Annotated in this window: 19 protein-coding genes and 2 pseudogenes; 15 read left to right on the top strand and 6 right to left on the bottom strand. The window is 40.1% G+C overall.

Features of this window, described 5'->3' with window-relative positions; all coding sequences use genetic code 11:
* Positions 1 to 284: 284 nt before the first annotated feature.
* Positions 285 to 1,514, top strand: coding sequence for an MFS transporter (locus CGC64_RS01390; RefSeq protein ID WP_005675511.1), 1,230 nt, complete (start codon positions 285 to 287; stop codon positions 1,512 to 1,514).
* 2 nt (positions 1,515 to 1,516) lie between these two features.
* A complete protein-coding gene (locus tag CGC64_RS01385) occupies positions 1,517 to 2,437 on the top strand; it encodes a DMT family transporter (protein ID WP_005675512.1) in 921 nt (306 codons plus the stop codon).
* A gap of 76 nt (positions 2,438 to 2,513) precedes the next feature.
* Here CGC64_RS01385 and CGC64_RS01380 read toward each other — a convergent pair whose 3' ends face one another.
* The 3 genes from CGC64_RS01380 to CGC64_RS01370 all read right to left on the bottom strand — a co-directional run bounded on the left by CGC64_RS01380 (position 2,514) and on the right by CGC64_RS01370 (position 4,755).
* On the bottom strand, positions 2,514 to 2,906 hold the full coding sequence (locus tag CGC64_RS01380) for an HIT family protein (protein ID WP_005675513.1): 393 nt from the start codon (positions 2,904 to 2,906) through the stop codon (positions 2,514 to 2,516).
* A 51-nt stretch (positions 2,907 to 2,957) separates the two neighbouring features.
* Complete coding sequence (gene greA / locus CGC64_RS01375; RefSeq protein WP_032838703.1) at positions 2,958 to 3,422, bottom strand: transcription elongation factor GreA; 465 nt, start codon at positions 3,420 to 3,422, stop codon at positions 2,958 to 2,960.
* A gap of 181 nt (positions 3,423 to 3,603) precedes the next feature.
* On the bottom strand, positions 3,604 to 4,755 hold the full coding sequence (locus CGC64_RS01370) for a TlpA disulfide reductase family protein (RefSeq protein WP_005675515.1): 1,152 nt from the start codon (positions 4,753 to 4,755) through the stop codon (positions 3,604 to 3,606).
* A 196-nt stretch (positions 4,756 to 4,951) separates the two neighbouring features.
* Here CGC64_RS01370 and pnp point away from each other — a divergent pair, with 196 nt between their 5' ends.
* The 4 genes and pseudogenes from pnp (at position 4,952) to CGC64_RS18745 (ending at position 8,837) form a co-directional block, all read left to right on the top strand.
* Positions 4,952 to 7,078, top strand: a complete 2,127-nt coding sequence (pnp, locus tag CGC64_RS01365) for a polyribonucleotide nucleotidyltransferase (RefSeq protein WP_005675516.1) — start codon at positions 4,952 to 4,954, stop codon at positions 7,076 to 7,078.
* 96 nt (positions 7,079 to 7,174) lie between these two features.
* A pseudogene (locus CGC64_RS01360) lies at positions 7,175 to 8,107 on the top strand (FecR family protein); the annotation flags it as partial.
* Positions 8,108 to 8,290: 183 nt separating this feature from the next.
* Positions 8,291 to 8,635: pseudogene (locus CGC64_RS01355) on the top strand (STN domain-containing protein); the annotation flags it as partial.
* 64 nt (positions 8,636 to 8,699) lie between these two features.
* A complete protein-coding gene (locus CGC64_RS18745) occupies positions 8,700 to 8,837 on the top strand; it encodes a hypothetical protein (protein ID WP_005675522.1) in 138 nt (45 codons plus the stop codon).
* A 298-nt stretch (positions 8,838 to 9,135) separates the two neighbouring features.
* Here the strand turns inward: CGC64_RS18745 and buk are convergent, their stop codons facing one another.
* Both buk and CGC64_RS01345 read right to left on the bottom strand, forming a co-directional pair.
* Positions 9,136 to 10,197, bottom strand: a complete 1,062-nt coding sequence (gene buk, locus CGC64_RS01350; protein WP_005675523.1) for a butyrate kinase — start codon at positions 10,195 to 10,197, stop codon at positions 9,136 to 9,138.
* Positions 10,198 to 10,214: 17 nt separating this feature from the next.
* Positions 10,215 to 11,171, bottom strand: a complete 957-nt coding sequence (locus CGC64_RS01345) for a phosphate acyltransferase (protein ID WP_005675524.1) — start codon at positions 11,169 to 11,171, stop codon at positions 10,215 to 10,217.
* Between the two features lie 179 nt (positions 11,172 to 11,350).
* Here CGC64_RS01345 and CGC64_RS01340 point away from each other — a divergent pair, with 179 nt between their 5' ends.
* From CGC64_RS01340 to CGC64_RS01300, 9 genes are all read left to right on the top strand, one after another.
* Complete coding sequence (locus CGC64_RS01340; RefSeq protein WP_005675525.1) at positions 11,351 to 12,154, top strand: glycoside hydrolase family 16 protein; 804 nt, start codon at positions 11,351 to 11,353, stop codon at positions 12,152 to 12,154.
* An 8-nt stretch (positions 12,155 to 12,162) separates the two neighbouring features.
* Entirely contained in the window at positions 12,163 to 13,071 is a 909-nt protein-coding gene (locus CGC64_RS01335) for a S66 peptidase family protein (RefSeq protein ID WP_005675526.1), read from the top strand.
* A gap of 70 nt (positions 13,072 to 13,141) precedes the next feature.
* On the top strand, positions 13,142 to 14,125 hold the full coding sequence (locus CGC64_RS01330; protein WP_032838704.1) for a M20 family metallopeptidase: 984 nt from the start codon (positions 13,142 to 13,144) through the stop codon (positions 14,123 to 14,125).
* Between the two features lie 50 nt (positions 14,126 to 14,175).
* The gene (locus tag CGC64_RS01325) at positions 14,176 to 14,601 is read left to right on the top strand and encodes a SufE family protein (RefSeq protein WP_005675528.1); all 426 of its coding nucleotides are present in this window, start codon (positions 14,176 to 14,178) and stop codon (positions 14,599 to 14,601) included.
* Positions 14,602 to 14,849: 248 nt separating this feature from the next.
* Positions 14,850 to 17,906: a SusC/RagA family TonB-linked outer membrane protein gene (locus tag CGC64_RS01320; RefSeq protein ID WP_005675529.1), complete on the top strand. Its 3,057-nt coding sequence runs from the start codon at positions 14,850 to 14,852 to the stop codon at positions 17,904 to 17,906.
* A gap of 12 nt (positions 17,907 to 17,918) precedes the next feature.
* Positions 17,919 to 19,310, top strand: coding sequence for a RagB/SusD family nutrient uptake outer membrane protein (locus CGC64_RS01315; protein ID WP_082431431.1), 1,392 nt, complete (start codon positions 17,919 to 17,921; stop codon positions 19,308 to 19,310).
* Between the two features lie 28 nt (positions 19,311 to 19,338).
* Positions 19,339 to 20,550: a DUF4929 family protein gene (locus CGC64_RS01310; RefSeq protein ID WP_005675533.1), complete on the top strand. Its 1,212-nt coding sequence runs from the start codon at positions 19,339 to 19,341 to the stop codon at positions 20,548 to 20,550.
* A gap of 24 nt (positions 20,551 to 20,574) precedes the next feature.
* A complete protein-coding gene (locus CGC64_RS01305) occupies positions 20,575 to 23,421 on the top strand; it encodes a M16 family metallopeptidase (protein ID WP_005675534.1) in 2,847 nt (948 codons plus the stop codon).
* Positions 23,414 to 24,301, top strand: a complete 888-nt coding sequence (locus tag CGC64_RS01300) for a ChaN family lipoprotein (RefSeq protein ID WP_005675535.1) — start codon at positions 23,414 to 23,416, stop codon at positions 24,299 to 24,301. Before CGC64_RS01305 ends, CGC64_RS01300 begins: the two co-directional genes overlap by 8 nt.
* On the opposite strand, the gene CGC64_RS01295 is transcribed toward CGC64_RS01300, so the two are convergent.
* Positions 24,291 to 25,064 carry a CPBP family intramembrane glutamic endopeptidase gene (locus CGC64_RS01295; RefSeq protein ID WP_005675536.1) on the bottom strand — a complete coding sequence of 258 codons (774 nt, stop codon included), beginning with the start codon at positions 25,062 to 25,064 and terminating at the stop codon, positions 24,291 to 24,293. The two genes, CGC64_RS01300 and CGC64_RS01295, sit on opposite strands and share 11 nt — an antisense overlap.
* Positions 25,065 to 25,081 lie beyond the last annotated feature (17 nt).

Here is a 25,081-nt window from a genome sequence, read left to right as displayed (position 1 = left end):
TAATTCGATGATGCAAGTTTACGGCATTTTTTCAGATACGACGGGGTAGAATCCGACGGATTTTGACCCAAAAGCTATCGGTGGATAGTTTTTAGGTGGTTTTTGATAGTTTTCAGGTGGTCTTTTGGGGGAATTTCGTTCAGATTCTGGATATTTTTCTCTTCATTTTCATTCGAGTCTATCATGCAAATGTCTTTTTTCTTCAAAAATCATTTCTTGTTATTTTGAACTTTATACCGGAAGTATTGTTGTTCTTCCAATCTAAACTTTTAACGAGCAAGTATATGAAAATAAAGACAGGTAAAGGGACGATCCCTCTCATAACTTTAATAGCTATATGGTCTATTTCGGCATTGACGTCTCTGCCAGGGTTGGCTGTTTCACCTATTTTGGGTGATCTTACAAAAATATTTCCAAAAGCTACGGATCTGGATATTCAGATGTTGACTTCGTTGCCATCGTTGCTGATTATCCCTTTTATATTGCTCGGTGGTAAATTGACGGAAAAAGTTGATTTTGTCCGTGTGTTGCAAGTCGGGCTATGGCTGTTTGCAACAAGTGGAGTGTTATATTTGCTTTCCAATAAAATGTGGCAATTAATAGTGGTAAGTGCCTTGCTTGGTGTAGGGGCAGGGTTGATTATTCCTTTGTCCACCGGATTGGTTTCCAGGTATTTTGTGGGTACATATCGGGTGAAGCAATTCGGGTTAAGTTCGGCGATTACTAATTTTACTTTGGTTATAGCGACTGCTGTAACCGGATATCTGGCAGAAGTCAGTTGGCATTTGCCTTTTCTGGTCTATCTGCTTCCCTTGATTTCTATTCTGCTGGTTGGACATCTAAAGACGACTCAGCCGGAAGCTGCCGTATCTTCTTCTCAGAAAGATGATTCGGAAGCCGAAGATTCATCCATAGATATAGGAGGTGGTAAATATGGTATCCATATCAGGCATCTGATACAGTTAATGGCTTTTTACGGGATAATTACTTATATTGTAGTAGTGGTGATTTTCAATCTGCCTTTCTTAATGGAAAAACATCATTTTTCCAGCGGTAATTCGGGGTTGATGATTTCGCTTTTCTTCCTGGCTATTACGGCTCCGGGCTTCTGCTTGAATAAGATTGTCGGCCTTCTAAAAGAACGTACCAAGGCATATAGTCTGTTATCCATAGCTTTAGGGTTGTTATTAATCTGGATAGCTCCGTTGGAGTGGCTCATTATTCCGGGTTGTCTGCTTGTCGGATTGGGATATGGCGTTATTCAGCCTATGTTGTACGAGAAAACGACTCATGCGGCGCTTCCACAGAAGGCAACAATGGCACTGGCATTTGTGATGATGATGAATTATCTGGCAATTTTGCTTTATCCTTTCATTGGTGATTTTCTGCAATGGGTATTTCATACACAGTCGCAGGAATTTCCGTTTATCTTCAATCTGTTGATTACTGTTGGCACTTTCTTCTGGGCATACCGTTGCCGTGATACTTTTTTGTTTAACGACCAATTGAAATAAAGATGAGAAATAAAAAACTGGAAGCTAACGTCAGCATGGCCGTTTCAAAGATATTCGGTGGTTTTAATATGAATGCGTTGAAATTTCTTCTTCCGTTGTGGATGAGTCCGCTAACGGGAGCGGCAATCCGTTGTACGTTTGCAGCGGTCGCTTTTTGGATTATCGGCTGGTTCATGCCGAAGGAACAGTCCACTCCGAAAGAAAAAATCCTGTTGCTTCTGTTGGGGGCGTTGGGGTTGTACGGCTTTATGTTCCTTTATCTTATCGGGTTGAGTAAGACTACGCCTGTTTCCAGTTCTATTTTTACTAGTTTGGAACCTATTTGGGTGTTTGTGATTATGATTGTGTTCTATAAAGAAAAGGTGTCAGTGAAAAAAATAGTAGGTATGGCTATCGGGCTGGTCGGAGCTCTGGTGTGCATCTTGACTCAGAAAAGTGACGACCTTGCTTCGGATGCATTTACAGGGAATATGCTTTGTTTGCTTAGTTCCGTAGCTTATGCTATCTATCTGGTAATGAGCCAACGTATCCTTGCAAACGTGGGAGCGATGACGATGTTGCGTTATACATTTACGGGAGCTGCCATTACCGGTTTGATTGTTACGGCTATCACGGGTTTTGATGCTCCTGTACTGACAATACCTATCCATTGGCAACCTTTCTTGATACTGATGTTTGTATTGATATTTCCTACCACAGTCAGTTATTTGCTGATTCCGATCGGATTGAAATATCTCAAAACAACCGTTGTTGCCATTTATGGCTATCTGATTCTGATTGTTGCTACTATCACTTCACTAGCTATCGGACAGGACCGTTTCAGTTGGACGCAGACCTTTGCCATAGTGTTTATTTGTGCCGGTGTTTATCTGGTTGAAGTGGCCGAAAGCCGTGACAAGTCTCCGGACCCGTTGAAAAAATGAGAGTTTTTTCTGAAAGAAGCAGGAAAAGAAAAAGGCGTCCTTCGCAAGACGCCTTTCGTTATTTTGTCATCATGTTTTATAGAGAGGAGTTGATTGCTTGTGCGATAGACTTGAATTCTTCGTCCGACAATTTCAGTTTCGGATTAGAGAACAGCATATCCGATTCCTTCTGGATAGGGATTAAATGAATATGTGCGTGAGGAACTTCCAGTCCAATCACTGCTTCACCCACCTTCTTGCACGGGAAGGCCTTTTCGATGGCACGGGCTACCTGCTTTGCAAATACGTGCATTGCAGCCAGGTCTTCATCGCTCAAATCGAAAATATAGTCTACTTCTTGTTTGGGCACTACCAATGTATGTCCCTTTACCAACGGGTTGATATCGAGAAATGCGAAGAACTTGTCGTTTTCCGCCACCTTGTAGCAGGGGATTTCGCCTGCGATGATTCTGCTGAATATTGTTGCCATAACTTTTATTGATAAAATAAGGCAAGCCTCATACGGAGACCTGCCTTAACGTTAAATGGATATGTTTACTACTTCTAATGCAATTTTGCCTTGCGGTACTGTAATTTCTGCTACATCACCGATCTTCTTGCCAAGCAGACCTTGTGCAATCGGGGTGTTTACTGAAATTTTTCCTTCCTTCAGGTTAGCTTCACTTTCGGAAACGATGGTATAAGTCATCTTCATACCATTCTTTACATTTTTCAGTTCCACCTTATTTAAAATCTGTACGGAATCAGTTTTGAGCTTGGACTCATCAATGATTTTTGCATCCGCAATCACTGTTTTCAGTTTGTTGATACGCATTTCCAACAGACCTTGTGCCTCTTTGGCTGCATCGTACTCTGCATTTTCTGACAAGTCTCCTTTATCTCTTGCTTCGGCTATTGCCGCGGAGATCTTCGGGCGTTCCACTGTTTCCAGTTCTTTCAGTTCCGCCATAAGTTTCTTGTAACCTTCTTCTGACATATAAGCCATGATGTTTTCCTCCTTTAATTGTTTTAAATGGTCATATAAACAAAAAAGAATTCCAACATGTGCCATGTTGGAACCCTCTTTTCATTATTTCTTTGCAAAGATAGCTTTTTAAGTGATACGTGTCAAGCAAAAAATGCTGCTATGTAACATATTTAAATGAAATATGCTAATTTATAACAACTTAGAGTAATGACTTGACGGATGCTTCCAAATCCTTGATATCCTCGCCACGAAGTTTCAATTCGTTGTTGCGGTTAATCAAAAAGATAGATGGAACCTGGCGAACATTATATACAGCTACATTGGTGGAATAAACTCCGTTGCCGTCACGCACACATATCCAAGGGAGGTTGGCTGCTGCCGTTTTCCAGTAGTGTTCGTCCGCATCGAGAGAGATCTGGTAAATTTCCAATCCCTGTGAAGCATACTTATTATATAGTTCGCGAAGCAACATATTGTGGGGAGCGCCTGCCGGTGACTGGAATACGGAGAAGTCGAGTAATACGACTTTGCCTTTCAGGTCAGTCAACTTGCGCACATTCCCGTGTATGTCGCGCAAAGCAATGTCGATGATGCCGGTTTCTACAATTTTTTCCTGTGGAATCTCCAGTGCTTTTGCCTGGGGTTGACGTGTGTTTTTCATACCTTTAATAACGATATTATAAAGGTTCTTGGAGCGTACTGCATCGGGATATGTATTGTTGAGGCTGGTAGCTACGGCTGCAAAACATTTCACATCGTCTTTGTTGTTCAACGGATCGAATATCAGATAGTTGTTGAGCTTTTGGAACAGGGCGAAATAAGCGGCTGCCGTATTCGGTGCTGCGAATATATAGTTTACTTTCACATCCTCTTTATAGTTATTGAGCAACGTGGCCAGGCTGTCTTCGAAAATATCGTGGCTGATATTATTGTTGCGTAATGTAGCTAGCAAGTCGTCCACATTCTTTTGAAGATCGATTTGTTTCAGCGTTAGCTCTTTTATTTTGTTGCTGTTTCCGGAACCTTCTATGGTGTACGCAGTTGAAAAGTCTACATACGGTGCTTTTATCTGGAGCGTTTCGATAGAATCGACAGAAAAGTTAATGACTTTGTCGTCTATTCGCAAACGGTAAAATTCGGGTGATTCGGGGCGGGGCTGTTTGAAACTGAATGCTCCTTCTCCTTTCAGTTTGACCGAGTCCAATGCGGCGATCCCTTCAAGGCCGGACGCTTCGAGATAAAGCATTTTTCCGTCGGCTCCTGAAATATCTCCGTTCACTTGGAATTTAGGACCGGAACTACAAGCTGTAATAGTAAGTGCGGCAAGCGCAACAAAAGTAATCTTTTTCATATCTCGTGTGTTTTTTACAAGGTGCAAATATACGTCTTTTCGAGATTAGTCAAAGCATTTTGCAGTGTTCTTCATCCTAATTTAGAAAAAAAATCAGTTACTAACTAACTTTTTAGCTCATTTCCACCTAATTACCACGATAAATGTATATCTTTGCAGGAATTTTGAAAGAAAAAGTATAGATAAAACAATTTTTATGATTAACCCAATTGTTAAGACGATCGAGTTACCTGATGGAAGAACCATCACACTCGAGACGGGAAAGTTGGCAAAACAGGCAGACGGTTCTGTAATGCTACGCATGGGAAACACCATGTTGTTGGCTACTGTTTGTGCCGCTAAAGATGCAGTTCCCGGAACAGATTTTATGCCTTTACAGGTAGAGTACAAAGAAAAATTTGCGGCATTCGGCCGTTTCCCCGGTGGTTTTACCAAAAGAGAAGGTCGGGCTTCTGATTATGAGATCCTGACCTGCCGTCTTGTTGACCGTGCTCTCCGCCCCTTATTCCCCGACAATTATCATGCAGAGGTATATGTAAATATCATCCTCTTCTCAGCAGATGGTGTAGATATGCCGGACGCATTGGCAGGACTTGCAGCTTCTGCAGCACTTGCTGTTTCAGATATTCCATTTAACGGACCGATTTCCGAAGTGCGTGTAGCGCGTATTGACGGTCAGTTTGTAATCAATCCGACTTTTGAGCAACTGGAAAAAGCTGATATGGACCTTATGGTGGCTGCTACTTATGAAAATATCATGATGGTAGAAGGCGAAATGCACGAAGTATCCGAAGCAGAATTGCTAGAGGCTATGAAAGTGGCTCACGAAGCAATTAAGGTACATTGCAAAGCTCAGATGGAGTTGACTGAAGAAGTTGGCAAAACCGTAAAACGTGAATATGACCATGAGGTAAACGACGAAGACTTGCGTAAGGCAGTTCGTGAAGCTTGTTATGACAAGGCTTATGCTGTTGCTGCTTCCGGAAATAACAATAAACATGAACGTTTTGCTGCTTTCGAAGCTATTTGTGAAGAGTTTAAGGCTCAGTTCTCAGAAGAGGAACTGGAAGAAAAAGCGGCTTTGATCGACCGTTATTATCACGATGTAGAAAAAGAAGCAATGCGCCGTTCTATTCTTGATGAAGGCAAACGCCTGGATGGTCGTAAAACTACCGAAATTCGCCCGATTTGGTGTGAAGTAGGTTACCTACCCGGTCCTCACGGATCTGCTATCTTTACTCGTGGTGAAACTCAATCACTGACTTCTGTCACACTGGGTACAAAACTCGATGAAAAGATTATTGACAATGTATTGGAACACGGAAAAGAACGTTTCCTGTTACATTATAATTTCCCTCCTTTTTCCACTGGTGAGGCAAAAGCACAACGCGGCGTAGGTCGTCGTGAAATTGGTCATGGCCACTTGGCTTGGCGCGCTTTGAAAGGACAGATTCCTGCTGACTATCCGTACGTAGTACGTGTTGTTTCAGAAATTCTCGAATCTAATGGTTCTTCTTCTATGGCTACCGTATGTGCCGGAACATTGGCATTAATGGATGCAGGTGTGAAGATCAAGAAGCCGGTATCAGGTATTGCAATGGGACTGATTAAGAATGCAGGTGAAGATAAATATGCAGTATTGTCTGATATCCTCGGTGATGAAGACCACCTCGGAGATATGGACTTCAAGGTGACTGGAACAAGAGATGGTATTACTGCTACGCAAATGGATATTAAGGTAGACGGTCTGTCTTATGAAATCTTGGAACGTGCATTGAACCAGGCTAAGGAAGGGCGTATGCACATCTTGGATAAGATTGCTGAAACAATCGCTGAACCGCGTGCAGACTTGAAAGAACATGCTCCCCGCATTGAAACCATGACAATTCCTAAAGAATTTATCGGTGCTGTGATTGGTCCTGGTGGTAAAATAATTCAAGGTATGCAGGAAGAGACCGGTGCTGTCATCACTATCGAAGAAACAGAAGGTGTGGGACGTATCGAAGTTTCAGGTACTAATAAGAAATGTATTGACGATGCAATGCGCATGATCAAGGCAATTGTTGCTGTTCCCGAAGTGGGTGAAGTGTACAAAGGTAAGGTTCGTTCTATCATGCCTTACGGTGCGTTCATCGAATTTTTGCCGGGTAAGGACGGTTTGCTGCACATTTCTGAAATAGACTGGAAACGTTTGGAAACAGTGGAAGAAGCCGGAATTAAAGAGGGTGACGAAATTGATGTAAAATTGATTGATATTGATCCTAAAACCGGTAAATTCAAACTTTCTAGAAAGGTTTTGTTGCCAAGACCGGAAAAGAAGTAAAAAGTGACAGTTTTAATATAATATAGAATAACCCGATTACTAGAAGTCGGGTTATTTTTTTGTCTAAACTTTTGCTTTTCTGCAAAAGTTTCCGTTGAGTTATTACATAAATATTTTAAGGGTAACACTACTGTTGAGGAAGAAAAATGTCTTCTTAACTGGGTGAATGAATCGGAGGAAAACCGTCGGACATTGCAGAAAGAACATATGTTGTTCGATATTGCCCTTTTCACCAATACCAAAATAAACAATAAGGGAGAGAAAGTGGCTGTGGGTACTCATATCTTACCTATGTTAAGGTAGAGTGCCCGTATAGCTGCCGTTATAGTAGTAGCAATCAGTTGTGTTTTTTTATTCAAGGAGTATCATTATGGTAATACAGCGCATCTGCAGACAGTGACAGTGCCTGCTGGCCAGCGAGCACAGATTACTTTGGCAGACGGTACGAAAGTATGGCTGAATGCACAGTCTACATTAACATACTCCCATGATTTCGGACGGAATGAGAGGAATGTGGAACTAGACGGAGGAGCTTACTTCGAGGTGGCGAAAAATAAAGAAATCCCATTCTATGTAAATACGGAAACTAATCAGGTGAGAGTAGTGGAAACACATTTTAATGTGTGTGCTTACCGGGGTAGCAATGAATTTACAACTACTTTGCTTGAAGGTATTGTCGATATCTATGCGAAAGGCAGCGAACATTCGCTTACACGTCTGTGGGTGAACGAGGTTTTTATTTTCTGGGACGGAAAGTTCAGAAAGGAGCGTTTTACTGATTTTGATTATCTCCGTTGGAAAGATGGTTTATACTGTTTTGATGATACTCCTTTTAACCTGTTGCTTGGTAAACTGGAGAAATATTATAAAGTGAAGATCGTTGTGGAGAATCCGAAAGTACTGAATTATCGTTGCACGGGTAAGTTTAAAGATCAGGATGGGGTGGAACACGTACTGAAAGTAATTCAGAAAGATCATTCGTTTATTTACTCCATAAGTGCCGAAAAAGACAGTATCTTTATAAAATAAAGAAATGAGCTCACGCTAAATATATACCTTAAATTAGTACTAACCCTTAAAAGCATAACAATTATGAATAACAGTCAATAGCATCTCATTAAAAGAGAATCGGAAAGTACCCCCATACTTTCCGATTCGAAACAGTCAAAAATCGACCTTAATCAATTTATTAACTTAACACGTTGCAAAGATATGAGAAAAATTTCTTTGAAAGGGCTTTTTTGCCCAAAAAGTTTAGAATCTAAGCAAATAATACTAACTATGAAGATCACTTTATTCCTTCTTCTGTTCGTAACATTTCAAGCTTATTGTGAGAATGGATACTCTCAGAGTGCAAAAATCAGCATTCCCCACTCAACGCTGAAAGTAAGTGAGTTACTCTCTAAAATAGAGTCACAGACCAACTATTTGTTTGTCTACAACAAAAAAACAGTAGATGTAAAACGGGTAGTTAATGTAGCTGCCAACAATCAGTCGGTATCCGAAATTTTGGACCGAGCTTTTGAAGGCACAGGTATTCATTATGTAATGGAAGGCAATATTCTCTGCATCCCATACCCAGTTCTCTTACGGGCAGGAGGAATTCTCAATAGCCTATTGGATGTGTATTAAAGAAGGTGGCAAGCTAGGAGATATTTATGGAAATGCTTTTGTTTGCAATGGCGATGGTTCTATTCAAGTAAACGCTGACGGTTCGCCGGTGAATAAGACCGGAAATAAAGACCTGCCGGAACTTTAAAGGTGGATGAATAGTTTATAATTATAGGTGTAACTTTTTTTGATTCAAACGTGTTTCTCCGTGTATTAGGAAATGAGAGGAGAAAGATTGTGAGGGAGTGAAGTCGAGGGGGCTTCGCTCCCTTTTATTAAAAATACTCCCTCCTTTAAAAGAAAGAGGGCGTTAAGGCAAAAAATAGTTGAGGTGTTTTTTTCCATATATTTGCTTTGAGGGTGATAGAAATATATTGATTTGTGTTGATTATCAGCGTTTTATCAATACGATAAAAACGGTGAAACTCAAGAATGGGAAGTTTGTGTTATTTATAAATTTGTATCGGAAGTTCTCCTTTCAATGCCCCTAGCGCATTGAAAGCCAATGATTCCATTTCGTTTTCTCCGGGATAAATATGGATCGGAGCTAAAAAAGAAATACGTTTTTTGAGTCGTGAAATGACATAATCGGAGTAAGCAATCCCTCCTGTCAGGAGAATAGCATCTATCTTCCCACAAAGTACAGTAGCGGCGCCACCTATTGCTTTTGCTACGTTATAAATCATGGCGTCCAATACGAACTCCGCTTTTTTGTCTCCTTCTTCTATGGATTTGATAATCACAGGTACATCGGTAGTACCCAAGTGAGCTGTCAGTCCCGCACGTCCGGAAATACGCTTCTTCAATTCATCTTTGGTGAACTGTCCGCTAAAACAAAGGTCGATAAGTTGACCGGCAGGCAGTGTACCTGCACGTTCCGGCGAGAAAGGGCCTTCGCCGTCCAACGCATTGTTTGCATCAATAGCCCGTCCATGGCGGTGAACTGCAATAGAAATACCACCTCCCAAATGGCAGATGATTAAATCAAGGTCTTCGTATTGTGTTCCCTGCTCTCTGGCGAAGCGGCGTGCTATTGCTTTCTGGTTCAAGGCATGCCAAATTGTAATTTTGGGCATTAACGGTGAGCCTGTGATACGGGCTATATCTTCCAGTTCATCCACTACTCCCGGATCGGCAATGAAAGCACGACAATTGGGTAAGGAAGAAGCAAGTTTGTCTGCAATTAATCCTCCAAGGTTACAGGCATGAGTGCGCATGGCGTGTACCGTATCACGTTTCATGGCTTCATTTACCTCATATACTCCACCCGGTATCGGTTTTACCAGTCCTCCGCGTCCGATGACTGCATCAAAGTCAAAAGGTATCTTATTGGCTTCCAACTCCTGGAGTACCAGATTCTTCCGAAATTCAAACTGGTCTACCACTTGTGAATAAACGGATAATTCTTCTACTGTATGGCTGATATTACGGACCAGTAGCGGAGTTTCATTTTCATATACTGCAATCTTCGTCGAAGTGGAGCCGGGATTGATAACTAGAATTTTCATCAATATTGATTTTTGAATTATGAATTATTGGGGACTTGATTTATTTGTTTTCTGCATTCACAGTCTCCTGAGACTTGCAGGCAAGCCATTGCCATGCTATAATATTTGGACAAGCCGGAGTCACTACGAGACGGAAGTACCACTGGGCAGATCGGTCCTTGCAATAAACCCGCCATTTCTGCCTGTGCAAACAGGGACACAGATTTGTAGAATGCATTACCCGATTCTATATTGGGGAATATCAGCACATCCGCTTGTCCGTTGATAGGAGATACAATACCTTTAATATCGCCGCTTGCCTGCTCGCAGGCGGTACGTACATCCAGCGGGCCGTCAATAATTACATTTCCGAACTCTCCGGCTTCGGCAAGTTCCACGATATTTACATAATCCAGTGAGTGGGGAAACTTGGCGCTTACTTTTTCCGTACAGTGGATTAAGGCGATACGTGGTTGTTCAATACCGAAGTGGCGGCACGTGCATATAGCATACCAGATCATTTCTATACGTTGTTGCAAAGTGGGACGCGGAATAACGGCAGCATCCGAGAAGAAAAGCAATTTGTGATACGTTGGAATTTCCATTACCGCCAGATGCGTAAGAATTTTCCCTTTCGGAAGCAATCCTTTTTCTTTATCAAGTATAGCGTGCAACAGGTTGTCCGTATTAATAATTCCTTTCATCAGAATATCTGCTCCTCCCTCACGGACAATGCGTACCGCTTCGCGTGCTGCCTCGTCCGAATCTTCTATATGGATGATTTTTATGTATTCGGGATATTGTTTGAGTGTAGGATATTTTTCCAGAATAGCCGAATCTCCGATCATCAGAAACTCCGCAATTCCTTCTTCCAATGCGCGGGTAATAGCATATTCCGTGTTAGGATCATTGGCACAGACTACGGCAATCCGTTTTCTATGATTTAGTTTTTTGAGATGAGCCGTCAATTGGGCAAAACTTTGAATAGGTTCCATAACGTTAGATTTTTAGCAAATATCAGAAAAAGGATTGAAAAAATAGCGATTGCAATCCGAAAAATTACATCCATTATGTAACATTTTGCTATATTTTATTTGTTTTGGTCGATAGATATGCATGGAATCGTTTTTTCCTGTATTTTTGCAAATGAATCCCCCAATGAAATAAAAAAGACATGAAACAGTTTAAAAATCTATTTTTTGTTAGCTTAATCCTCCTTTGTTGGCTGTTCGTTTCGTGCAAGACGACGAAGGTTCCTGAAGGTTGGTCCTTGGTCTGGAAAGAAAACTTTAATCAAAAAAAGAATTTTGATTCAAAGGTATGGAGTAAGATTCCACGAGGAAAGTCGGATTGGAATAATTACATGACTGACTTTGATTCTTGTTATGCAATGCGTGAAGGCAAACTGGTGTTGAGAGGTATCGTCAATCAGGTTCAGCCCAATGACACGGCTCCTTATTTGACGGGCGGTGTTTATACAAAAGGCAAGAAAGCTTTTATAAACGGACGTATTGAAATTTGTGCCAAGTTGAATGCTGCGAAAGGGGCATGGCCGGCTATCTGGATGTTACCTGAAAAAGCGGCATGGCCGTCCGGTGGCGAAATTGATATTATGGAACGTTTGAATAACGATTCAATTGCTTATCAGACTGTTCATTCTCATTATACCTACACATTGGGCATCACAGAAAATCCAAAGTCTCATTCCACGGGACCTATTTATCCTGATCGGTACAATGTTTACGCAGTAGAAATGTATCCGGACAGCCTTTCATTTTATATCAATGATATGCATACGTTTACCTATCCTCGCATACAAACAAAAGAAGAAGGGCAATACCCTTTTAATCAGCCTTTTTACCTGCTGATTGATATGCAATTGGGAGGCTCGTGGGTCGGAGCGGTCGGTCCTGAAGATCTTCCGGTAGAAATGGAAGTGGACTGGGTACATTTTTATCAACGGAAGTCAAAAAAATAAGAACATATATGGATATTCAATTTCCTCCTTTTTTGCAGAAAGGTGATAAAGTAGTTATCGTATCGCCCTCCAGTAAGATAGACAAACAATTCCTGAAAGGTGCCAAGAAACGGATTGAATCATGGGGGGTGAAAGTTGTTATGGGAAAGCACGCCGGAGGTTCATCCGGGCGATATGCCGGCACGATCAGCCAACGTCTGAAAGATTTGCAGGATGCAATGGATGATCCGAAAGTGAAAGCTATCCTTAGTAGTCGTGGAGGATATGGAGCTGTACATCTGATAGATAAGATTGATTTTACGGCATTTCGTGAATATCCGAAATGGTTGTTGGGCTTCAGTGATATTACTGCATTGCACAATCTGTTTCAGAAAAACGGATATGCTTCGTTGCATTCGTTAATGGCACGTCATCTTGCGGTAGAGCCGGAGGATGATCCGTGTACAAACTATTTGAAAGATATCCTGTTCGGAAACTTGCCTTCTTATACTTGTGAGAAACATAAGTTGAATAAGCAGGGCAGTACGCAGGGGGTTCTTCGTGGGGGGAATATGGCGGTAGCTTACGGTTTGCGCGGTACTCCTTATGATATTCCGGCAGAAGGAACTGTGCTGTTTATCGAAGATGTCAGCGAACGACCTCATGCCATTGAACGCATGATGTATAATCTAAAATTGGGCGGTGTACTTGAAAAATTATCTGGACTGATTGTCGGACAGTTTACGGAATATGAAGAAGATTGTTCGCTGGGCAAAGAGTTGTATGCTGCTCTGGCGGATTTGGTAAAAGAGTATGATTACCCCGTTTGCTTTAATTTTCCTGTAGGGCATGTTACTCATAATTTGCCGCTTATAAACGGAGCAAAAGTAGAGTTTACGGTTGGAAAGAAAAATGTAGAATTAAAGTTTATTTGTTAATAATCTATTTCATCTGAACAATGCTGTGATGAAAATGACTAATTTTGAGACTTTAATAGAAAAGAGGATGATGAAAAAGAAAATTATGATAGTATTGGTAAGTGCCTTTTTGTTATTATCAGCATTCTCCTGCGGAGGTGGCAATAAGGCAAATAGTACAAGTGAACAAAACGAAAAGATAGTTGTGAATGTACCACAGTTTGATGCAGATAGTGCTTATCTGTATGTAAAGAATCAAGTAGATTTTGGTCCTCGTGTTCCTAATACAAAGGGGCATGTAGCTTGTGGAAATTATCTGGCTAAGCAATTAAAAGATTTCGGTGCGCAGGTGACCGATCAGTATGCCGATCTGATTGCTTATAACGGTACTTTGTTGAAAGCGCGAAATATTATCGGTTCTTATAAGCCGGAAAGTAAAAAAAGAATCGCTTTATTTGCCCACTGGGATACACGTCCGTGGGCCGATAACGATCCTGACGAAAAGAATCACAAGACTCCGATTCTGGGAGCGAATGATGGTGCAAGCGGAGTAGGAGCTCTGTTGGAAATAGCCCGTTTGGTCAATCAACGGCAGCCGGAACTTGGTATTGACATTATTTTTCTTGATGCCGAAGATTATGGTACACATGACCAGAATAATGAAGAATCATGGTGTCTGGGTGCACAATACTGGGCGCGTAACCCTCATGTACAGGGATATAATGCTCGTTTTGGTATCCTGCTTGATATGGTAGGTGGCGAAAATACGGTTTTCCTGAAAGAATCATATTCTGAGAGATTTGCGCCGGATATAAATAAAAAGGTGTGGAAAGCAGCCAAGAAATTGGGATATGGCAAAATGTTCATTGATGAAGACGGAGGAGGGGTGACGGATGACCATTTGTTTATCAACCGCCTGGCACGTATTAAAACGATCGATATTATTGCTTCCGATCCGGAAGGTGGTTTTACCCCGACCTGGCATACTATCAATGATAATATGGAGCATATAGACAGGAATACACTGAAGGCGGTCGGGCAGACTGTATTGGAAGTAATCTACAATGAAAAATAATCTCCTTGTTATTTAGAGTATTTAGAAATTTGTAAATAGCAATTATATATATGTCAATTAATGAATTACAAGACGAAGTGATTGCAGAGTTCAGTGACTTCGATGACTGGATGGATCGGTATCAACTACTTATTGATTTGGGAAATGAGCAGGAACCGCTTGAAGAAAAATATAAGACGGAACAGAATCTGATTGAAGGATGTCAAAGCAGAGTATGGCTTCAAGCGGACGAGGTAGACGGTAAGATTGTTTTTAAGGCGGAAAGTGATGCTTTGATTGTAAAAGGAATTATTGCCTTGCTGATAAAAGTCCTTTCAGGACACACTCCTGATGAAATCTTGAATACTGATCTTTATTTTATAGATAAGATAGGGTTGAAAGAACATCTGTCACCTACACGTAGCAATGGGTTGTTGTCCATGGTCAAACAAATACGAATGTATGCATTGGCATTCAAAGCAAAAGAGGGGAAGTGAGAACTTCCCTTTTTTATGATATGCTTGTTGATCTTGTGAAAATTTTATAAAATTATAGATTTTATTCAGGAAAGCTTGTACATAGGTTTATGGAAGTTTTTTGCTAGTTTTTCTGTTGTTTTATTTAGAAAAAAGTAAGGAATCTGTCTATTTGACCAATGTTTAAAAATATATAATATAATAAGTTTCGTTTGATACTTTGCTTTTTTATTTATTTTTTTGCAAAAAAGTGAATAAAACGCGAGCTTATGAAAAATTATGTGAAAAGAGTAATCCTGTTCTGGTTTTGTATGGTTTTCTATATGTTAGTACAAGCTCAAGTGAGGGAAAACCGAATAACCGGACACGTATATGATTCTCAGAACTTGCCTTTGGCTGGTGTAAACATTAAAGTAAAAAATACTCCTTATGGGACAGTCTCCAATGAAAAAGGAGAGTTTGTGCTAGCAGGTAAATGGGAGCAAGGTGTATCAATTGAATTTTCGTTTATTGGTATGCGGCGTAAAACTATCACTTATAAAGGTCAGACTAAGCTGGAAGTAACTTTGGCGGACGACACTAATAATATGGATGAGGTTGTTGTGACTGCTAAAGCCAATATTAACGAGATAGATATTCGTGCTCGTTCCGGTGTAGTGCAAGAAGTCGATATGCGGCGTATTAATAGTAAGCCGATGATTGATATGGGCTTGGCTTTGCAGGGATCTGTACCGGGGCTGATTGTAACAAATACAGGAGAACTGGGTTCTGCTCCTGAGATACGCATCAGGGGAAATTCCTCTTTACGAAGGGGAAACACAACCAATGAGCCACTGTATGTAATGGATGGAAAGGTCATAAGCTCGGAAACTTTTTATAATCTGAACCCTCAAGATATTAAAGAAATCAAGGTACTTAAAGATGCGGCTGCTTGTGCTTTATATGGTATAAAAGCTGCTAATGGGGTACTGGAAATAACTTCCCAGCGTGGAATTAGCGGACAAACAATGGTTACCTATACTTTGGATATGGGTATAACTACTCGTGGCCGTCGGGGAATTTCTATGATGAATTCTGTAGAAAAGCTGGAACTGGAACGTCGTTTGCAAAATGTAGAAACTCCCGGTTACCGATATAGTGCAGATTATTATAATAAATATCATGCTGATGATCCGAATTTGCCACAACTGATAGCGGCAGGACAACAAAAACTGGATGAATTGAAGAATATTAATACCGACTGGTTCCATGAACTTATCCGGAATAGTCTTTATCAGAAACATAATGTCAGTATTCGTGGAGGAAGTGAAGAGACAACCTATTATGTTTCTGCTAACTATACTCAACAGGGAGGGCGTTTGCCGGGTAATGATAAACGGCGTATGAGTTTGCGCATGAATATGGACCAGAAATTGGGACATATCGGTTATGCATTGCTAAGTGTAAATGGGGGATATGCTAAGACAAATACACCGAATGGTACAACCTCGGACCCTACTCAACTGGTTTATGAACTGAATCCTTATGAAACAAAAGATAGTGGCGAATTAGTTTCTTATCCGGGACGTACCTACAATGATTTGATGAATCAGTACAGTCAGGAAGATGCGGCAAAGACAGCCGGTATTAGTGGCAGTTTGATTTTGAACCCATTACCTGGACTGGATGTGGCGGCAGTGGCCGGCCTGGATTTTTTGCTGGACGAGACAGAACAATTTACTCCTTCTACTGCATATTCGGAAATGACAACGGGAGTTCCTGAGATTCAACGTGGTATTTATTCAAAATCAAAGAATACGACAACCAATGTTTCTACTAATGTTCGTGTGACTTATAATAATGTATATGCAGGGAAACATAATCTGACGTTAGGTGCTAATATAGATTATTACCTGACGCAGTTGGATAATGTTTCTATTACCGGTTATGGGGTTGGAACTATAAAATCTGCGGCTGCTATCAATCAATCTATTCAAGGAACGCGTAAAGCTGAAGTGGGGGCGTTGAAAGATAAAAATGCCCAGTTGGGATTTGGTGCTGTTGTCGGGTATACTTTTGATAATATTTATGACCTTTATGGTACTTATAAGACTGACGCTTCCTCTATTTTGCCTTCCGACAAACGCTGGAACAGTGCTTGGGCAGTGGGGATTGGTTGGACTCCTAGTTATTATGAATTTCTGTCGGATAACCCCGTTTTAACCCGTCTGAACCTAAAAGCTTCTTATGGATATACTGCCAATTTGAATGGCGTCTCTGTCTCTTCAACAGTAGCCACTTTTGCTTATTCTACTAACAGTTATGAAGACCAGCGTCCACTTGACTTAATGGGGCTTTATAATAAAGATCTGAAACCGGAACAGACTAAGTCTATTGATGCAGGAATTAATATAGGTCTGTTTGATCGTATCACTTTAGAGGCGAGTTGGTACAACCGTCGTACCGAACAAGCGTTGTTGGATGTTCCGATTCCGTCTTCTACTGGATATACTACATTGAAACGTAATATAGGAATACTTGAGAATAGAGGTTTCGAATTTGGAGTGAATATGAAAGTGTTGGATACAAACGATTGGTTGCTTAGTTTGCGGGGGAATATAGCTTATAACCGTAACAAAGTTATTGATCTTTATTATGCTGATAGAATATATACCTCTGAAGAAGCATTGCTTCCTGATTATGAGGTGGGTAAGTCGTATGATATGATTTACGGACCTTCTTCTCTGGGGATTAATCCTTTGACTGGTTATCCTGTTTTTCTGGTGAAAGGTAATAAGGAAAAACAAGCAAGTGAAGCATTGACTGCTGAAGATGTGGTAGCATTGGGTCATTCTACGCCTCCATATAGCGGAAGTTTTGGACTATCGCTTTCTTATAAATCATTCGATTTGGATATGGATTTCTATTATGTACACGGTGGTATCCACCAATTTAACTATTCGTATGTGCGTGATAAAGATGATTCAAATAAAAATGCTGTTGCTGGACAAACAGATAAAATGTGGTTTAAACCGGGAGATGAAGGTAAAGTTTATCCGACTCCTTTTTACACATCTGCTGTAGCAGAAGACAATTTAAGCCAATACCCGAACTCGTTGACAGTAGGTAAGAGTGATTATTTGAAGCTCTCTATGGTTTCTCTTCGTTACCGAGTGCCACCTCATTTCTTAAGAAAGACATTACCGTTTGTAAAGTATGCGACGCTTGCTTTTCAGGGTTCTAATTTGTTTACGTGGACCTCATATAAGGAATCGGATCCGGAAAGTGGTACATTGGCGGGTAGTATGCAGCCTATTTATACATTCAATATGAGTCTGACTTTTTAAAGAATAATGATTATGATAAAGAAATTCATCTATATATTTACTGCCATATCAGGAATTTTAGCGGGAGTATCGTCTTGTTCACTTGATATTCCTCCTGCTGACCAGTATTCGGATCCTGATGCTATTACTAATGTTTCCACGGCCCGTTCGCTCCTGACATCTGCTTATTTACTATATCCGCACTATGAATATGAACTTTCTATCTTAGGTGATGACTTTTGTCAAACGTCTATTACAGGAAAGGATATGAGTCAGAAGAATCTTTATTTGTGGCAGGATAACTCTATAACTTCTTTTGCGGAGACTATCTGGCTGGAATATTATAATACAATTGCTTCTTGCAATACTTTGCTTGAACGGGTGGATAATATCGTATTGGAGAATGCTTCGGAGGAGAGTGCAAAAGCAGCTATAATAAGTGAGTGCAAAGCATTGAAGGCTCTTTGTTATTTCAATTTGCTAAGGTTGTTTGCACCAGCTTATGACAAAGATCCGCAAGCTGATGGCATTGTTTTGAAAGAACGTTTGGGACTTGAATTTCCAAAACGTTCTTCTATTGAAGATTGTGTATCTGCTATCCGTACATTGTTGACAGAGGCGGCCGATACGGAGAATGCTCCGGAAAAAAATGGGTGGTTATCTCAAACAGCGGTTTATTATTTGCTTGCTGAACTGGAATTATATGCAGGACAATATGGACAGGCTGCGATTTATGCAGAGAAAATATTAGAGCAGGCAACAGATGATATGTTTACTGTTGCGGGATATAAACGTTTGTGGGAAACTGCTTCTTGCAAGGGGCGTATCTTTGCGTTTTATACAGCAAAGAGTTATTATGCGGACATTCAGTTTAATGAAACAAGTGGTGATTATTTCGCTTTGAATCCTCAGATTGTTTATGGGGAGGAAGATATACGGAAGACATACAATGTTTATCCTTTTGAAATGGAAGGAGAACAAAGGAATTTGCTAGGTAAATATAATAAAGTAAATAAGGATTCAGAAAGTATACAATATATAAATATAATGCGTTATGCCGGAGCTTATTTCATAGCTACCGAGGCTTATAGTCGGATGGTGGGTAAAGAAGATGTCGCAATTCGGAAATTGAATGAATATTTGGCAGCTTGTCAAGCCACGACTCTTGATGAGGGACTGACAGGTAATGCACTGCTGCAGGCTATTCATCTGGAAAAAATGAAAGAATTTGCGGGTGAAGGTATACTGTATTTTGATTTGAAACGTTTACATTCTGGAAGCCTTTCCCGGTTAGCGAAATGGGGGAGCAGTGAAGATGTAAAAATTGAGAGTAGCGATTATCGCTGGTGTTTTCCTATTCCTCGTTCTGAATATAAATATAATGAGAATATGACTCAAAATGAGGGGTGGCCTCTGAATAGATAATTTTTCTATCTTAAAAACAAAGAAGATTATGAAATACAAATATTATTCTTTATTCATATTTTTGATTTGTCTGTCCTGGATTGTTATAGCTTGTAGTAACAACATTGATTATACTTATAAGGGACGCAATTATATACAAATGAGTACTTCCGATGATCCTGCACTTTCGGAAAGTGATGAACGTGCAATTACTGTTGATGTACTTCTGGCTACTTCCGTAGAAAATGATGCTGTAATTAATTTCGAATTGTTGGATAATGCAGATGATATTTTGCGCTTGGAAAATGGGGCAGTACAAATAAAGGCGGGAGAGAAGACGGCGCGTTTCAAGGTACTTTCCAATCGTCAGAGTTTGCTGAATAACCAAAGGATGATAACTTTAAAGGTAAAGGATTATACAGACGAACGTATGCAACCATGGAATGAATTGAAACTGACTGTAAGGCCAAATCCAACCTTGCCGGACTTGACCGAACAACAGATTGAGTTTGTTCATGGCTATATGGAGAAGTACAGGCTTAATCTTAATCGCTTTATGGGTGAAGTAAGCTGTCGCGTAGAGGTGACTTTCCCAGCAGATGAGGTTGGAGTATTTAGTGATACGGAGACTCGCTCCTTTGAAGGAAAGAGTATGATAACATTGAGTGAGAATGCTACTGCAGATCGTCCGATACTTAAGATGATTGATAATCCAATGGGAATAACTTCATTTTTGTGGGAAATATACAGAAAAGAAACGGTGGAGAATGAATTTTGGATTTTTGAAGGAAGTAAATATGTCTCTATGATGGAGGCGATTGGCTATGACATGAGTAAGGAAGTATTTAGTGTAGTTCTTGATAATTTGGAATTATTGCCGGATGAAGGTACTTTTTCATTCGTAGGCCCGACTTTAAATCTTTGGGATGAAGAAATAGAATCATTGCCTTTTGAATATTCTTTTACCGCTTGGGAGCGTTGGAAGAAAATGGCTGACGAAGGTGGTACGATTTTAGTTCAGGAGGGAGATAATATGGTGGAAGCGAGTGTTAGTGATTTGATAGAGGAAGGAATAACTTTAAATCCAGTTTGTTTAGTGTATTCGTCTATTGATGAAGACAATTGGGAGAATGAACCTTCAGACTGGATTGAACCGAAAGGAATGTTTAATGAGAAAACCTTTAGTTTTCAATTCCCTTGGGATCATGTTAATTCGTTAGGGTATACTCAGATTCGCGTGACTTATACATTAAATGAATAAATATAATATATAAAACGACCATTCATGTTTAAGCAGACAAAGTTTAAAGTTTTTCTATTCTTGGCAGTTCTATTAGGAGGACTTCCCGTGAATATGCTTGCACAACAGAAAGCTTCTCATTTGGAGAAAAAAGTAAATTTACCTCCTAATACAGTTGAAGGGACCTTGGCTAATGGGTTACATTATTTAATCCTTCCTAACGAGGCGCCGATTCACACAACAGAATTCCGGTTAGTGATGCGTATCGGTTCTGTTCAAGAGTCGGAAGAGCAAAAAGGAGCCGCCCATTTTCTGGAGCATATGTCGTTTGCCGGTAGTAAACATTTTCCTGGCAGGGGAATGGTAGACTATCTGGAAACTTTGGGCATGAAGTTTGGACGTGATATAAATGCGGTAACCGGATATGATCGTACGATCTTTATGTTGACAGTGCCTATGGATAAAACTGACCATAAAGTTAGTAGCAAAACTTTATTGATTTTGAAAGATTGGCTGAGCGGAATCACTTTCGAAGAAGAGCGGACGAAGAAGGAACGGGGCGTTATTTTGGAAGAATTGCGCGGATATGACTTGGGGGATGATTTTTATGCATTAAAAATCGGAAAGAACCATTTCACGGAGCGTATGCCGTTGGGAAGTTCCGAGGATATTCGTAGTATTGACCGTAAGACGTTGATTGAATTCTATAAAAAATGGTATTCTCCGCAGATGGCTACCGTAGTTGTGGTTGGTAATGTAGATCCGGAATCTATTGAAAAACAAATCAAGGAAATGTTTTCATCTATTCCTCGTAAAGAAGTCAAAGGCTATCGTACTTATCCATTGACTTATGACCCGGGAGTTGAGTTATATGAAATTGGGGATGATCTGGAGCGTAGTTCAGAGTTGGAGCTGATGATTCCTCATCCTTGTGTGATTGGTAATACAATCGGCAGTATTTATCAGAAGGAACTCGGATCTTTATTGATACGTGCTATCAGTAACCGGTTGAAATACCAGAATATCCGGTGCAATGTTTCTGATGCATGGTTTCTTTCTGATAAGAATCATTTTGTTTTTGCTTTTTCCGGGGTAGATAAGGCAAATCTCTTGCAACAAGTATCCGAACTGTCTAATGAAATGGAGTCTATTCAGAAAAACGGCTTTAAGCAGGAAGAAGTGGAGGATGCTATTAATGAGCATCTGAGGCGTTTGAAAGTAGATAACTCAACTCAATTATCTTCTAAATGGTGTGATGATTTTGTTGATTATGTGATATCCGACGACCGTTATATTCAGTCAGATAGTGAAATGAAACAGTTGGCGGACAAGATACGGGCGACTGATAGCGCTACTTTGCAACAACTTTTGCGTGAGTGGCTTTCATACAAAGATCAAACCTTATTGGTGGCTTATCGTAATAATGCAGGTAAACAAAATTCTCTTAAAAAAGAAGAAGTTGTTCAGGCATGGGATGAAGGTATTAAGAACCCGTTGAAAGATTTTACGTATGTACGTAAAGATGTGAAAGAAGAAAGAGTAGTGACACCTGCTTGCCTGGTTGAGAGTTATCCTTTTAAGGCCTCAGATATAGTTAGTGAGAAGAAATACGCAGACCTTAACATAACAGAAGTAATTCTGAAAAATGACTTACGTATTCTTCTCCGTCCGACAAATGATGAAAGTCAATCCATTTTTGTGACAGCTTTTGGAAGAGGAGGGACAGCAGATTTATCAGATAAAGATTATCCTTTATATGAAGGGACAGGAGGTTATATGGAAATGGGAGGGGTAGCTTGTATTCCTTATGATACTCTATCTTCTTTTATGCAACAGGAAGAAATATCTATGAATATTGCTATCAGTAATTATTGGCATGATATTATGGGAATGTCTCCTGCTGCCAAAGCACGAGAACTCTTTAATTTGATGTACGAGAAGATGTGTCGTCCGGAGCTTTGCTATGAGGATTTTGATGAGATTCGTAAAGATGAAATGGAGCGTTTCGGGAAGGAAAGTGTATTGGAACAAATGATGAAACGTGCTTCTGATCGTATGTTGACAAACCGCCTGGATTCTCTAATGGGAAATACGGTACCTCGTCCGGCTCTAACAAAAATGGATCTGGAAAGATTGGATCTGGATAAGATTGCAGATTATTATTGTTCATTATACAGCAATCCGTCGCAAATGACATTCGTAGTAACAGGAAAGTTTGATACGGATAGCATCAAAGAATTGTTAACTGCGACGTTCGGACGTATGCCGAAAGTAAATACAGTGTCTTATCCCAACAAAGCGTTTAAGCTCCCTAAGAAAACTTACATAGAAGAATTTCCGAATGATAATGATACGCAGACTATCTTTGATTATGTTTTCTGTGGAAATTATCAGCCTTCCTTGAAAAATAGCCTTACACTGAAATTGATGCGTGATATCTTGCAAAACCGCTTGTTAAGTGTTTTGCGTGAAGGAGAGAATATAGTCTATTCTCCATACGCTTCTTTATTTTATAATGGGCTGCCACAACAAGTCTTTTATTTTGATTTGTCGGCCTCTGTTGATTTCGTAAATACGAAGAAGGTGGAGGAGCTTATAAAGCAGATTATAAATGAGCTTCGTACAAGTAAAGTGAGCGAAGAGGAATTGGAAACTTTGAAAAAGTCTTTTTGGGTTACAAAACGAAAAGTGCTTTCGGATGAGGCTTCTGCCGAATGGCGTACTAATCTTGTGAATTTGCTGAAGAATGGTGAGTCTGTCGCTGATTTTGAGCGATATGAACAATGTCTCAATAGCATATCCACTGTGGATATTCAGAAAGCATTTAAGCATTTTACGAATCCCGATAAATTTGTATTGTTATATATTGGAAAACATCAAAAATATGAATAATTTATTTTTCTCAAGATTTTGTGGGTTATTGCTTTTGTGTTCTATAGGAGTAGCGGCCTTTGCTCAGAAAGGATACAAGAGAGCATATACATTGTTTAATGCCGAAGGCAAGGAGATAGGCTATGATGAGCTTATTGAAGCGTTGGCACAACCGGATGTCGTGTTTATAGGCGAGATTCATAATTGTTGTATTACTCATTGGCTGGAATATGAAATAACCCGTTCGCTATATGCTATTCATAAGGAAAAACTGATGTTGGGAGCTGAAATGCTTGAGGCGGATAATCAGCTGATTTTGGATGAATACATGAGTCGCGCGATTTCTTATGACAGATTTGAGGCAGAAGCCCGGTTGTGGGATAATTATAGTACGGATTATGCTCCATTTGTCTTTTTCGCAAAAGAGAATAAAATTCCATTTATTGCAACTAACGTACCACGACGCTATGCTAATGTTGTAAAAGATAATGGCTTACAGTATTTGGATTCATTATCTAATGAAGCAAAGCGATACTTGCCGCCTCTTCCTATTCAGTTTACCTACAAGGAAGAAGAAGGTGGTGCTTTTGCATTAATGCAGATGATGGGTAAGAGTAAAGGCAATCAGGAATATTTGGCACAGGCGCAAGCTATCAAAGATGCAACAATGGGCTGGTTTATAGCTCATAATATAAAGGATAAATTCCTGCATTTTAACGGGAACTACCATTCTGATTTTAAAGGAGGAATAATTCCTTATCTGCTTCAATATCGTCCGGGGACAACGATTAAAACTGTCTGTTCAGTCCGTCAGGAAAGTATAGACCAATTAGATGAAGAAAATAAAGGAAGAGCAGACTTTTATATTTGTGTTCCTGAAGATATGACCTCTACTTATTAGAGGTCATGCGTTGCATATATGGAATGACTCCTGCCAGTATGACAATTGCACCGATAAGAATAATAAGATACGGTGTACCGCTAATCAGGTCATCCATATTCTCCGCTTCGGGATATTTGATACTGAGATATACTGATAAGGAGTTATTTAATATATGCATGAATATACAAGGTATCAGACTACCCGTTTTATAATAAGTCCATGCCAACAGGATACCGATCAGAAATGCCGGAAGTATCTGTGCGGGATTTATATGAAAGACACCGAATAGAAGTGCCGAAATAAGAATTGCTTTGGTCGGATTATATTGTTGGAGCAAAGCTTTGGTGATTGCTCCCCGGAACAATAATTCTTCAAGTACAGGGCCTACGATTGCTATTGCAAGAATCCCTCCCCAGCCGGATTGGAGGATATCGAAAGATTGCTCCATGATATTAGGTATCCAATCCAGCAAACTCATTAATGAAGAAACAACAAATCCACTGGTAAGGATTGCCACTGCACTACCTAAAAGATAAGGAGCGGACACAAGTGACCAGGTCTCTTTCTTTGTGCTGATGTAGCCGGCCTTCCACAGATAGATACCCATCATTATCTGACCGGCCAATTGCGCCGGAATTATAATTGTTTGCGTCAGAACAGCCTTATCCAAATTTCCTGTGGTTACTAACAAATAGATAGTACAAGGAATCATAATCAGGACAGGGGCAACAATTTGCGCAATGACAAGGTCTATTAATACAAGTTTGATAGCCGTCTTCATATTTTACTTTTTTATTT

This window comes from Bacteroides caccae, assembly GCF_002222615.2.
GTDB lineage: Bacteria > Bacteroidota > Bacteroidia > Bacteroidales > Bacteroidaceae > Bacteroides > Bacteroides caccae.
Note: the sequence above shows the minus strand (reverse complement) of the source record. Positions and strands in the feature narration are given on the sequence as shown.